Annotated in this window: 10 protein-coding genes; 2 read left to right on the top strand and 8 right to left on the bottom strand. The window is 56.4% G+C overall.

Translation table 11 applies throughout. From position 1 onward, the window contains the following. Positions 1 to 9: 9 nt before the first annotated feature. The gene (rlmD, locus tag PW844_RS29100) at positions 10 to 1326 is read right to left on the bottom strand and encodes a 23S rRNA (uracil(1939)-C(5))-methyltransferase RlmD (protein WP_299460299.1); all 1317 of its coding nucleotides are present in this window, start codon (positions 1324 to 1326) and stop codon (positions 10 to 12) included. Between the two features lie 80 nt (positions 1327 to 1406). On the opposite strand from rlmD, the gene barA reads away from it, so the two are divergent. Further along, positions 1407 to 4130 (top strand): two-component sensor histidine kinase BarA, encoded by a 2724-nt coding sequence (gene barA, locus PW844_RS29095; protein WP_299460296.1) that lies wholly within the window; start codon positions 1407 to 1409, stop codon positions 4128 to 4130. An 81-nt stretch (positions 4131 to 4211) separates the two neighbouring features. Here barA and PW844_RS29090 read toward each other — a convergent pair whose 3' ends face one another. The 6 genes from PW844_RS29090 to PW844_RS29065 form a co-directional block, all read right to left on the bottom strand. Next, complete coding sequence (locus PW844_RS29090) at positions 4212 to 5351, bottom strand: glycerate kinase (RefSeq protein WP_299460293.1); 1140 nt, start codon at positions 5349 to 5351, stop codon at positions 4212 to 4214. Between the two features lie 86 nt (positions 5352 to 5437). Then, positions 5438 to 6322, bottom strand: coding sequence for a 2-hydroxy-3-oxopropionate reductase (gene garR, locus PW844_RS29085; protein ID WP_299460290.1), 885 nt, complete (start codon positions 6320 to 6322; stop codon positions 5438 to 5440). Between the two features lie 20 nt (positions 6323 to 6342). Further along, positions 6343 to 7113, bottom strand: a complete 771-nt coding sequence (gene garL / locus PW844_RS29080) for a 2-dehydro-3-deoxyglucarate aldolase (protein ID WP_299460287.1) — start codon at positions 7111 to 7113, stop codon at positions 6343 to 6345. Between the two features lie 25 nt (positions 7114 to 7138). Continuing rightward, on the bottom strand, positions 7139 to 8470 hold the full coding sequence (gene gudD / locus PW844_RS29075) for a glucarate dehydratase (protein ID WP_299460284.1): 1332 nt from the start codon (positions 8468 to 8470) through the stop codon (positions 7139 to 7141). 10 nt (positions 8471 to 8480) lie between these two features. Further along, a complete protein-coding gene (locus tag PW844_RS29070) occupies positions 8481 to 9827 on the bottom strand; it encodes an enolase C-terminal domain-like protein (RefSeq protein WP_299460281.1) in 1347 nt (448 codons plus the stop codon). Positions 9828 to 9836: 9 nt separating this feature from the next. Further along, positions 9837 to 11183 (bottom strand): MFS transporter, encoded by a 1347-nt coding sequence (locus PW844_RS29065; protein WP_299460278.1) that lies wholly within the window; start codon positions 11181 to 11183, stop codon positions 9837 to 9839. Between the two features lie 511 nt (positions 11184 to 11694). On the opposite strand from PW844_RS29065, the gene garD reads away from it, so the two are divergent. Next, positions 11695 to 13254, top strand: a complete 1560-nt coding sequence (gene garD / locus PW844_RS29060; RefSeq protein WP_299460275.1) for a galactarate dehydratase — start codon at positions 11695 to 11697, stop codon at positions 13252 to 13254. A gap of 43 nt (positions 13255 to 13297) precedes the next feature. Here garD and PW844_RS29055 read toward each other — a convergent pair whose 3' ends face one another. After that, positions 13298 to 13744 (bottom strand): flavodoxin, encoded by a 447-nt coding sequence (locus tag PW844_RS29055; protein ID WP_299460273.1) that lies wholly within the window; start codon positions 13742 to 13744, stop codon positions 13298 to 13300. Positions 13745 to 13756: the final 12 nt, after the last annotated feature.

Below are 13756 nucleotides of genomic sequence, written 5' to 3'. Positions count from 1 at the left end.
GAATGTCGCTTATGTTTTGCTGAACAGCACCATGGATTCGAGATGACCGGTATGAGGAAACATATCCAGCATCGCGACCCTTTCCAAATGGTAGCCTGCTGACAGTAATGTCTGACTGTCGCGGGCAAGTGTCGTTGGGTTACAGGAAACATAGACCACGCGTTCCGGCGCAAGTTTAACAATGTGCGACATCACAGCTGCCGCCCCGGCTCGCGCCGGATCCAGTAACACCTTATTAAATCCCTGCGCAGCCCATGCCTGGCGCGCAACATCTTCCTCCAGGTTGTGCTGGAAAAAGCGGACATTTTTCAGATTATTCAGGTCTGCATTATACGCTGCCTGCCGTACTAATGCTGCAACGCCCTCCACACCCACGGCATTTTCTACGAACTTTCCTACAGGAAGCGTAAAGTTACCCATACCGCAAAACAGATCCAGCACCCGGTCATGCGGCTGTAAATCGAGCCAGTCGATGGCTTTTGCCACCATTTGCTGATTCACTGCATCATTGACCTGAATGAAATCCTGCGGACTGAAGGTCAGCTTCAGGTTGAACGACTGATAATACGGCTCGCTGGCGCTCAGGGCCGTCAGATCATCGCTGCCATCGGCGAGAAACAGCATCAAATCATGTTCATGCGAAAAACGTTCCAGTTTTGCACGATCCGTTGCGGACAATGCATCAAGATGGCGCAGCACCATCATCGGGCCATTATCCGCCAGCACCAGCTCAACATGGCCCAGCCGCTTCACCGCATTTAATGTGCTCAGGCAACAGTGCAACGGCGTCAGCAACGCTTCAAGGTCGGGCGCCAGAATGGGGCACTGGGTTAACTCCACCAGGTCGTTACTGGCGGCTTTGCGGAACCCCATCTGCAAACGTTGTTGCTTCGGCTGCCACTGCAATCCCAGGCGGGCACGGCGGCGATACCCCCAGTCGGGGCCGCTGATGATCTCATCGACCGACACCGGCAAAGGCGCATCGCGGCTCAGCATGCGTGCCAGCGCTTTGGCTTTACTCTGCTGCTGGAGCGCGACGGAGACGTGCTGCTGCTGACACCCGCCACAAACGCCAAAGTGTGGGCAGCGCGGCGTCACGCGTTCCGTACTGGGGTGGCTGATGCGCGTCGCTTTCGCTCTGGCGAACTGACGTTTATCTTCCACTACCGTGACTTCTGCCTGCTCACCCGGCAGTGCGCCGCTGACAAACATCGCTTTACCATTATGGCGCGCCACACCTTGTCCAAAAGGATCAAGGTCTTCAATGGTGACGGTAATGCGTTGCTTTGTCGTCACCCGCTGTTTTGCGGAGTAAAATTGCGCCATAGTGTTGTAAATTCTCTATTCTGATTGGGTTGTGCAGTTTGCACAGGGATAAACTTGCCAGGAGCCGCCAGGCCTTAATTATGACCAAATACAGCCTGCGGGCGCGAATGATGATTTTGATACTGGCACCCACGCTGATGATCGGCCTGTTGCTCAGTACTTTTTTTGTGGTTCATCGTTATAACGAATTACAGCATCAGGTGCGCGACGCAGGGGCGAATATTATCGAGCCGCTGGCGGTTTCCGCCGAATACGGCATGACCTGGCACAACCGCGATGCGATTCGCGAACTGGTCAGCCTGCTGCATCGGCGACATTCCGATATTGTCCGTGCGATTACGGTTTTCGACAACAACAATCACATCTACGTCACCTCGAATAACAATCAAAACCTCAGCCTGTTACAGAAGGAGGATATCTCCACGCTGGAAGATGGGGTCTCGGTGGAACGCCGTGGCAATCTGATGGTGCTGCGCACCCCTATCGTCGCGGAACGTTATTCGGTGGATGAATTGCCCGGAGAAGACGCTAAACCTGCCGGGAATCCGCTGGGTTATGTGGCGATTGAGCTGGATCTGCAATCGGTGCGCCTTGAGCAATACAAAGAGGTGTTTGTCGCCACCCTGCTGCTGCTGTTTTGCCTGTGCATCGCGATGCTGTTTGCCTATCGCCTGATGCGCGATGTCACCGGCCCGATTCGTAATATGGTCACCACCGTTGACCGCATCCGTCGTGGCCAGCTCGATAGCCGCGTCGAAGGTTACATGTTGGGTGAACTCAGTATTCTGAAGAATGGTATCAACGCCATGGCCATGTCGCTGACCGCGTACCATGAAGAGATGCAGCAGAATATCGATCAGGCCACCTACGATCTGCGTGAAACGCTGGAACAGCTGGAGATTCAGAACGTAGAACTGGATCTGGCGAAGAAACGCGCCCAGGAGGCGGCACGCATCAAATCCGAGTTCCTCGCCAATATGTCGCACGAGCTGCGCACGCCGTTGAACGGGGTGATTGGCTTTACCCGCCAGATGCTGAAAACCGGTCTGAGCACCAACCAGCGCGATTATATGAGCACCATCGAGCGCTCAGCCGCGAACCTGCTGAGCATCATTAATGACGTGCTCGACTTCTCCAAACTGGAAGCGGGAAAACTGGTGCTGGAATCCATCCCCTTCCCGCTGCGCGCAACGCTGGATGAAACCCTGGTGCTGCTGGCTCCCTCGGCACACGAGAAGGGGCTGGAAATCACCGTCTGCCTGGAAAAACAGGTGCCGGACAACGTGATTGGCGATCCGCTGCGTCTGCAACAGATTCTGATCAACCTGATCGGCAACGCCATCAAGTTTACCGAGCAGGGCCACATTGACCTGCGTGTCGAGCTGCGCAACGCCAATGCCACCCGCGTTGCGCTGGAAATCCAGGTACACGATACCGGCATCGGTATCTCCGGGGAACAGCAAACACAGCTGTTCCAGGCGTTCCGTCAGGCCGATGCCAGCATTTCACGCCGCCACGGCGGCACTGGACTGGGGCTGGTGATTACCCAGAAGCTGGTACACGAGATGGGGGGCGAAATTGCCTTCCACAGCCGTCAGGGGCAGGGGTCCACCTTTTGGGTGCATATTCAGCTCGATCTCAATCCCAACGCCCCTTCCCTGCCGCGCGCGCTGGAGGATTTGCGCCCATCACAGTTAGCCTACGTGGAACCGCATCCGGCGGTGGCGAAAGCGGTGCTGGAGATGCTGAGCGGCACACCGTTGCAGGTCCATCACGTCGAAAGCCTTGAGGCTCTGGGGGATGAGCACTCCCCACTGCTGCTGATGGGTCTGCCGGTGTCGGCTAAAACTACGCCCGTCATGCCCGATGAGATGATTAACCATTTGCTAAGCCGCGCTGATTCGGTGCTGCTGGCGTTGCCCAGCGAAATGATGCTGCATGCCGACGAGCTGCGTAAACGTGGTATCGCGGGTTGCCTCACCAAACCGGTGTCACTGACCCGGCTGTTGCCGATGCTGCTCGATTTTCATAGTCGCCAGCGCGAAGCGGTGCCGCGTCACAGCCGTCAGCCACTGACGGTCATGGCGGTGGATGACAATCCGGCCAACCTGAAGCTGATCGGCGCACTGCTTGAGGAGCAGGTTGAACACATTATTTTGTGCGATAACGCCGAACAGGCCATCCGCCAAGCGCGCACCCACGCGCTGGATGTGATTCTGATGGATATTCAGATGCCGGAGATTGACGGTATCCGCGCCAGTGAAATTATCCGCAGCCTGCCGCTGCACGCATCAACACCGATCGTGGCAGTCACCGCCCATGCGCTGGATGGTGAACGTGAGCAGTTGATCAATGCCGGTATGAACGATTATCTGGCGAAGCCGATCGATGAAGACAAGCTTAGCCAGCTGCTGCGGCGTTATACCCCACAAAGCGTGCCCGTTACCCCGGCTCCTGCGCTGGCCCCGTCGCTGGACTGGGCGCTGGCATTACGCCAGGCGGCAAACAAGGAAGACCTGGCGCGCGATTTGTTGCAGATGCTGCTGGATTTCCTGCCGGACGTGGCTGAGCGCGTGGAAGGTTGCATGGAAAACAATGACGTGACCGGACTGCGGGAAATTATTCACAAGTTACACGGCAGCGCCAGTTACAGCGGCGTACCGCGCCTGAAGGCGCTGTGCCAGCAACTGGAAAAGAGCCTGCATCAGGAGAGTGATATCGCCGCGCTGGAGCCGGAACTGCTGGAACTGAGCGACGAAATGGAGAATGTGGCCCGCGAGGCAAGGAAGTTACTGCACACATAAAGTGAAAATGCAGGGTGCGCATTAATGCGCACCTTATTGATATTAGGAAATTTTTAATCATCGGCGGCATAAATGCCGCCGCTACAGACCTTGTCCGGCTTTGAGAGTGGCCGCCACATTACGTGCCGTCATACGCACATTTTGCGCGGCGTTTGCCAGCGCCTCCTCCAGCGTACAGATACCAAACAGCACGCTAAACACTGCATCCAGCCCGTGTTCATGCACCACACCGACATCGGCCGTCAGGCTGCCCGCAATGCCAATCACCGGCTTATTAAACTGTTTCGCCACCTGCGCGACACCGATAGGCACCTTACCGTTGATGGTCTGGCTGTCGATGCGCCCTTCCCCGGTAATCACCAGGTCGGCATCCTGCACTTGTTCGGCTAAGCCCAGCGCTTCGGTGACAATTTCTATACCGCGCCGTAACTCGGCCTGGCAAAAAGCGTGCAGAGCCGCCCCCATCCCCCCCGCCGCGCCGCCACCCGCGATATGCAGCACATCAATATCCAGATCACGATGGATAATGTCGGCATAGTGCGCCAGCGCCTGATCCAGCTGCTCAACCAGCTCCGGCGTCGCCCCCTTCTGCGGGCCAAAAATCGCCGAGGCACCTTTTTCGCCGGTCAGCGGGTTGGTGACATCGCAGGCCACTTCAAAACGACACTGTCGGATGCGCGCATCTAAACGATCGATTTCAATTCGCGCCAGCTGCGGCAACGCTCCCCCGCCGTAGGCAATTTCGTGGCCCTGATTATCCAGCAGACGAGCGCCTAGCGCCTGCATCATGCCGGATCCACCGTCGTTGGTTGCGCTGCCGCCAATACCAATGATGATGTGACCCACCCCTCTGTCCAGCGCGTTTTTAATCAGTTCTCCGGTACCAAATGAGGTGGTGATCAGCGGGTCGCGGCGTGACGCAGGAACCAGCTCCAGGCCACTGGCGGCAGCCATCTCAATAAACGCGGTACGCGTGTCGCTAGATAAACCGTAGAACGCATCAACAGGCTCTCCCAGCGGTCCGGTGACCGTCAGCCTGACAATGCTTCCCTGCGTTGCCGCCACCATCGCTTCTACCGTGCCTTCTCCACCGTCGGCGACCGGTATTTTTACGTAGTCAGCTTCAGGGAAGATGTCGCGGAATCCCGCTTCAATCGCTGAAGCCACTTCCAGGGCGGATAAACTCTCTTTATATGAATCCGGTGCGATTACGATTTTCATAGGCAATCCGAGCGCGGTTGATGACGGAAATCCGTCCTGCTAAGGCAACCAGGCCGTCCGGTATCAGCAGATACCGGACGTGCGAGTTACCGGGTGATCTCAACTTTCGCTAATTTTTCATAATAGCAGGCCAGCGCGCTGTGGTCGGCCGTACCCAGACCATCGACCTTCAGCACCTGCATCATCTCCATCACCGCAGCGGTGAGCGGCAGATGTGCACCGATACCATGCGAAGTATCCAGCGCATTGGCCAGATCCTTGATATGCAGATCGATACGGAAGCCGGGTTTGAAGTTACGATCCAGCACCATCGGCGCTTTGGCATCCAGCACCGTGCTGCCTGCCAGCCCGCCACGAATCGCCTGATAAACCAGCTCCGGGTCCACGCCCGCTTTGGTTGCCAGCGACAACGCTTCAGACATCGCGGCAATATTCAGCGCCACAATCACCTGATTCGCCAGCTTAGTCACGTTGCCCGCGCCAATCTCACCGGTGTGCACCACTGAACCCGCCATCGCTTTCATGATGTCGTAGCATTGGTCAAACACCGCTTTATCACCGCCCACCATCACCGACAACGTACCTTCGATGGCTTTCGGCTCGCCACCGCTGACTGGTGCATCCAGCATTTTGATGCCTTTCTCTGCCAGCGCAGCGTGCACTTCACGGCTGGCCAGCGGCGCGATAGAACTCATGTCGATGACGATCAGGCCCGGTTTGGCACCATCGATGATGCCATTTTCGCCCAGGCACACTTCTTTCACCTGCGGCGAGTTCGGTACCATGGTGATCACCACATCAACCTGCTGTGCCACTTCTTTTGCCGTCTTCGCGCTGGTTGCGCCCAGCTCAATCAGTTCAGCTTCGCTGGTCGCGTTGTTGTCACGTACCACCAGCGAATAACCCGCTTTCAGCAGGTTTTTACTCATCGGTTTGCCCATGATGCCGAGGCCGATAAATCCAATTTTCATGACGTTTGCCCTTTAGTCAGTTACTTCTTAAATTTGTCGCACAGCGCCTGTGTGGCGTTGCGGAAAACACCCAGATCGCTGCCGACGGCAACAAAGCTGGCTCCCCATTCCAGATAACGACGCGCGTCCGCTTCAACCGGAGCCAGAATGCCGCTCGGTTTACCGGCTGCTTTGGCGCGCTCAAAAATGTATTTGATGACTTTCAGTACTTCCGGGTGGGCAGGCTGGCCGAGATAGCCCAGCGCGGCTGAGAGATCACCCGGGCCGACAAAGATGCCGTCCACGCCCTCAACGGCGGCAATCGCATCAATGTTGTCTACCGCTTGCTGGGATTCGATCTGCACCAGTACCGTGATGTTGTCGTTGATGGTGGCGTTATAGTCCGGCAGCGTGCCGTACATGTTGCTACGATGCGAAACCGAGACACCGCGAATACCGGCAGCCGGATAGCGGGTTGACGCCACGGCACGCGTTGCCTCTTCGGCGGTTTCCACGAACGGGATCAGAAAGTTGTAAAAACCAATATCCAGCAGGCGTTTGATGATGATCGGCTCGTTGCACGGCGGACGGACCACTGGCGCGCTGTGGCTGCCCTTCAGCGCCATCAGTTGCGGAATGAAGGTGGTGATATCGTTCGGGGCGTGTTCGCCATCCAGCACCAGCCAGTCAAATCCTGCCAGGCCCAGCACTTCAGTGGTGATCGGATTGGCCAGCGCACACCAGCTACCAATCAGGGTTTCTCCTGCCAGCAAGCGGCGACGAAAAGCATTCGGCCAGGCTGTATTACTCATTATCTTGACTCCTGTAACGGAAAAATTAGCGCACCAGACATGGACGTTTGTTATCAAAGGTCCAGTTGGGCACAAGGAATTGCATCGCCTGGGCGTCATCTCGCGCACCCAGACCGTGTTTCTGATACAGCGCATTAGCCTGCATCACCTGATCCATATCCAGCTCTACGCCGAGACCCGGTTTCTGCGGTACCTGCACCATGCCACCCTTGATCTGCAACGGTTCTTTGGTCAGGCGCTGATTGCCTTCCTGCCAGATCCAGTGGGTATCGATGGCGGTAATCGCGCCCGGCGCAGCGGCGGCCACATGGGTGAACATCGCCAGTGATACGTCAAAATGGTTATTGGAGTGCGAACCCCAGGTCAGGCCAAAGTCATGGCACATCTGCGCCACGCGTACTGAACCCTGCATGGTCCAGAAATGCGGATCGGCCAGCGGGATATCCACTGATTGCAGCGACAGGGTATGTCCCATCTGACGCCAGTCGGTGGCGATCATATTGGTGGCGGTCGGCAGGCCGGTGGCGCGACGGAACTCCGCCATCACTTCGCGACCTGAATAGCCCTGTTCGGCACCGCACGGATCTTCGGCATAGGCCAGCACCCCGTTCAGCTGTTTACCCAGCAGGATGGCTTCGTTCAGCGACCAGGCACCGTTAGGATCGAGCGTAATACGCGCCTGCGGGAAGCGTTTCGCCAGCGCGGTGACCGCCTCGGCCTCTTCACCGCCACGCAACACGCCACCTTTTAGTTTGAAATCATTGAAGCCGTATTTTTCATAGGCGGCTTCCGCCAGACGTACCACCGTGTCCGGCGTTAACGCCTCTTCATGGCGCAGGCGATACCAGTCGCATTTATCGTTTTCCTGGCTCTGATACGGCAGCGAGGTTTTCCGGCGGTCACCGACGTAGAACAGATAGCCGAGCATTTCTACGCGGTCACGCTGCTGACCTTCTCCCAGCAGCGACGCCACATTAACGCCGAGGTGCTGGCCCAGCAGATCAAGCAGCGCCGCTTCGATGCCGGTCACCACATGGATAGTGGTGCGCAGGTCAAAAGTCTGAGAGCCACGCCCGCTGGAATCGCGGTCGGCAAAGGTGCTGCGCACCAGATTGAGAATGTTTTTGTATTCACCAATGTTTTTCTGCACCACCAGCGCCGCTGCATCTTCCAGCGTCTGACGAATTTTTTCGCCGCACGGAATCTCCCCAACCCCGGTATGACCCGCATTGTCTTTGATGATGACGATGTTACGGGTGAAGAACGGCGCATGCGCACCGCTCAGGTTGAGCAGCATGCTGTCGTAACCGGCCACCGGGATGACCTGCATGGATGTGATTTTCGGTGTCTGACTCATTTCCTGCTCCTTATGCTTTGCTGCGACCGAAGGCCGGACGCTTACGGTCGAACGACCAACCGGGAACCAGATATTGCATTGCCGTGGCGTCATTACGCGCGCCTGCCGGCAGAGATTTGTACAACGCGTTAGCCTGTTGCAGACGATCCCAGTCCAGCTCAATGCCGAGACCAGGCTTATCCGGTACAGCGATTTTGCCGTTGCGGATTTGCAGCGGTTCTTTGGTCAGGCGCTGGTCGCCCTCCTGCCAGATCCAGTGGGTATCGATGGCAGTCGGTTTACCCGGTGCCGCTGCGCCCACATGGGTGAACATCGCCAGTGAAATGTCGAAATGGTTATTGGAGTGGCAGCCCCAGGTCAGGCCCCAGTCGTCACATAATTGCGCGACGCGCACAGCCCCGCTCAGCGTCCAGAAATGCGGATCGGCCAGCGGGATATCGACGGAATTGAGCATCACCGCGTGGTTCATCTCGCGCCAGTTGGTGGCGATCATATTGGTGGCGACCGGCAAACCGGTGGCACGGCGGAACTCCGCCATCACTTCACGACCGGAATAGCCCTGCTCGGCACCGCAGGGGTCTTCCGCATAAGTCAGCACATCTCCCATGCCTTTACACAGGCCAATCGCCTCGTCGAGCAGCCAGGCCCCGTTGGGATCGACCGTGATGCGCGCATCCGGGAAGCGTTTTTTCAATACCGCCGCTGAAGCAATTTCCTGTTCGCCCGGCAGCACGCCACCCTTCAGTTTGAAATCTTTAAAGCCGTATTTATCCTGCGCCGCTTCAGCCAGACGCACCACCGCTTCGGGGGTCAGCGCCTCCTGATGCCGCAGGTGATACCAGTCATGGCTGGCCCCTGCGCCGCTCAGGTAAGGCAGATCGGTTTTGCGCCGATCGCCGATATAAAACAGGTAACCCAACACTGTCACTTCATCACGCTGCTGGCCGGGACCGAGCAGTTCCGCCACCGGGACACCGAGGCATTGCCCCAGCAAATCAAGCAACGCAGCTTCCAGCGCGGCCACCGCATTGACACGCAGTTCGAAGGTCCACGCGCCTTTGCCAAAGGTATCAAAATCAGCGGTCTGATTACCTTTGTGCACCTGCTGCACCAACCGGTTCATACGTGCCACCTGCTGGCCTTTCACCTGCGGAATGGCCTCAACCAGCGTCTGATAAATGGTTTCGCCGCCTGGCGCTTCACCGACGCCGGTATGCCCGGCGCTGTCCGTCAGCACCACGATGTTGCGGGTGAAACAGGCGCTGTGCGCGCCCCCGATGTTGAGCAACATGCTGTCGTAACCGGCAACCGGGATCACCTGCATATCAGTAATCACCGGCGTACTTTGCGTATTCATGCTCTGTCCTTATGCCCGATGTTTCAATTCGATACGTTTGATATCCCCGGCAATCACCAGGAAACTGAACGCGGCGACGAAGGCGTGGATACCGACATAAATCAGCGCCCATTCGAACGAACCGCTGGTGGCAATGATGTAGCCAATGGCAATCGGCGTCACAATCCCGGAGAAGTTACCGAACATGTTGAACAGACCGCCGCTCAGGCCACTGATTTCTTTCGGTGCGGTATCCGCCATCACCGCCCAGCCCAGTGCACCGATGCCTTTACCAAAGAAGGCCAGCGCCATCACAAATACCACCACCCATTCGGTATTGACGTAGTTACACATCACCATGCTGATCGACATCAGCATGCCAACCACAATCGGAGTCTTACGGGCAATATTCAGGGAGCCGGTTTTGCGCATCAGGTAATCCGAGATCACCCCACCGAGTACGCCGCCGAGGAAGCCGCATATCGCCGGAATCGACGCGACAATCCCCGCCTTGAGAATTGACATCCCGCGCGCCTGCACCAGATAAACCGGGAACCAGGTAATAAAGAAGTAGGTCAACGCGTTGACGCAGTACTGGCCGAGGTAGATACCCAGCATCATCCGGGAGGTCAGCAGTTGTTTGATTTGATAGAACTTCTCGCTCCAGCTGACCTTATGTTCGGACTTTTTCGCGTCCATATTGATCAGTGCGCCGCCCTGCTCCATATATTCCAGCTCGGCTTTGTTCACGCCTGGATGATCGTTCGGATCGTGAATCACCTTCAGCCAGATAAAGCTAAGGATGATGCCCAGACCACCCATGAACCAGAACACATGCGCCCAGCCCACTTCGGAGGTCAGCCAGCCCATAATTGGCGCGAAAATCACCGTGGCAAAGTATTGGGCGGAGTTAAAGATAGCCACTGCGGTGCCGCGCTCCTGCGCCGGAAACCACGCAGCCACAATGCGGCTGTTGCCAGGGAAGGAAGGCGCTTCCGCCAGACCCACCAGGAAACGCAGCATAAACAGCGAAGCGATAATGCCAAAACCGCTGAACAGATCAACGAAGCCTTGCAGGAAGGTAAACAGCGACCAGGTAAAGATGCTCCAGAAGTAAACGCGTTTCGAACCAAAGCGGTCGAGCAACCAGCCGCCAGGGATTTGGCCGATAACATAAGCCCATGAGAACGCGGAGAAGATATACCCCAGACCCACCGAGTCGAGGCCAATATCTTTGGACATAGCAGAACCGGCAATCGAGATGGTTGCACGGTCGCCGTAGTTGAATGAGGTGACGATAAATAACATCACCACAATCCAGTAACGGGCATTGGTGCGCTTTTGCACCGCTTCCGCTGTCTGGCTAAAACTATTCATGATGCACTCCTGAAATATAGCAGACGCTACATTCACTCTGACTGCATACACATCGCGTTGGGTATCAGAATGATATTGGGTTAAACACGGCGATTTTTTTATGGGCAATACGATGATGCGTCGTGACTCATAACCTAACGTTGGATAACGAGAGTCAGTATAGGAACAGCGGGAAAGCGAAACACTGGATGAAAGCCTGATGATTTAACGACATGTGGACGTATTTTATGGCGTTTGCACATAACGCTGCGGCGTGGCTCACGGAACTGTCAAATTCCACCCCGTAGCGGTTAATAAACACACAGCTTAGTCATGCTTTGTGAGTCCCTTCACTTGTGTTTGGTTAAACGACCCAAATTGAGGCAATAAAATCACTGAAAGCCAGTCAGTTGCACAATGTATCGCGCAATACCCCTGCATATACTAAGGCTGGCAAAAAAACGATGAAGTGACGGAAGCAATCAATGACACCGCGCTGCCACGCACAGCGCGATTGAACGGAAGGTGAGTAATGAACCGACCTGTGAGCGAGAAACCGCTTTATATAAAAGTACACGATAGCGACAACGTCGCCATCGTGGTCAATAACCAGGGGCTGCCGGCTGGCACCCGCTTTGCAGATGGTCTGCAACTGGTTGAGCATGTGCCCCAGGGCCATAAAGTGGCGCTGGTGGCTATCCCTGAGCAGGGCGAGATTGTGCGTTACGGTGAAGTCATCGGCTATGCCTTGCGCGCCATTGCCCAGGGCAGCTGGATCGACGAATCCCTGGTGGCGCTGCCGGAAGCGCCACCGCTTGCCAGCCTGCCGCTGGCAAACAATGTCCCGGCAAATTTACCCCCACTGGAAGGTTATACCTTCCAAGGTTATCGCAATGCCGATGGCAGCGTGGGGACGCGTAACTTACTTGGCATTACCACCAGCGTACACTGCGTTGCCGGGGTGGTGGATTATGTGGTGCAGATTATCGAACGTGACCTTCTGCCGCGTTATCCCAATGTCGATGGTGTAGTGGCGCTCAACCACCTTTACGGCTGCGGCGTGGCGATTAACGCTCCGGCAGCCGTGGTGCCGATTCGCACCATTCATAACCTGGCGCTGAACCCCAATTTTGGCGGCGAAGTGATGATCGTCAGCCTCGGTTGCGAGAAACTCCAGCCAGAACGTCTGCTGACCGGCACGCCCGATGTTCAGGCCATCTCACTGGATGACCACGATATTGTGCGTTTGCAGGATGAACGGCTGGTGGGCTTTGGCGCGATGGTGGATGAGATTTTGCAGGTTGCCGAACGCCATCTGAAACGGCTTAATCAACGCCAGCGCGAAACCTGCCCGGCATCAGAACTGGTGATAGGTACGCAGTGTGGCGGCAGCGATGCGTTTTCCGGCGTCACCGCCAATCCATCCGTGGGGTTTGCTTCTGACCTGCTGGTGCGTTGTGGTGCGACGGTGATGTTTTCTGAAGTCACCGAAGTGCGCGATGCCATCCATCTGCTGACGCCACGAGTCGTTGATGAGGCGGTAGGTAAACGACTGCTGGAAGAGATGGCCTGGTATGACAACTATCTGAGCATGGGACAAACCGACCGTAGCGCCAATCCTTCTCCCGGCAATAAAAAAGGCGGACTGGCCAATGTGGTGGAGAAAGCGCTGGGTTCGATTGCAAAATCCGGCCGCAGCCCGATAGTTGAGGTTTTGTCGCCCGGCCAGCGTCCGACTAAACGCGGTTTGATCTATGCCGCGACACCCGCCAGCGACTTTGTCTGTGGTACGCAGCAGATGGCCTCAGGCATTACCTTGCAGGTGTTCACCACCGGCCGCGGTACCCCTTATGGCCTGGCGGCGATTCCGGTTATCAAGATGGCAACGCGCAACGCACTGGCTGAGCGCTGGCATGACCTGATGGATATTAACGCGGGCACCATTGCCACCGGCGAGGAAAGTATTGAACAGGTTGGCTGGCGACTGTTTGAACTGATTCTGGATATTGCCAGCGGACGCAAGCAAACATGGTCAGACCGCTGGGGGATCCGCAATCAGCTGGCGGTGTTTAATCCAGCGCCAGTGACGTGATTTAGCGAGTGCATAAGGTCGCCATTGTTGGCGACCTTTTTTATTACAGCAACTTACCCCAGCTTTCCACCCACGGCGTAGTGACGGATTCTGGCTCCGGGTCTTCTGTCGCATCCACCGTTAAGACGTCGCCGATGCGTTTGGCACTCTGCTCCTGCAACAGGGCATCAAACGTCTTACCTGCACCGCAGAAGTTATCGTAGCTACTGTCACCCAGCGCAATCACGCCATAACGCAGCTCCGGCTGATAGCCGAGCTGATCTTTTACCGCGTGATACAGCCCGGCGATACTGTCAGGAAAATCACCCTGCCCGGTGGTTGAGGTGATAATCAGCACCACATCCTGTTGGTAATCCTGCCACTGCGCCAGTGAAGGATCTTCAAAGACTTTGACCTCATGGCCCTGCGCCTGCAACACCGGCTCTGCTTCTTCCGCCACCAGCAACGCATTGCCGTATACCGTACCTACAAAAATGCCAATCTTTGCCATTGTGCTGCTCCT

It is taken from the genome of Pantoea sp. (assembly GCF_028283705.1).
GTDB lineage: Bacteria > Pseudomonadota > Gammaproteobacteria > Enterobacterales > Enterobacteriaceae > Pantoea.
This window is presented reverse-complemented; position numbering and strand designations above follow the sequence as displayed.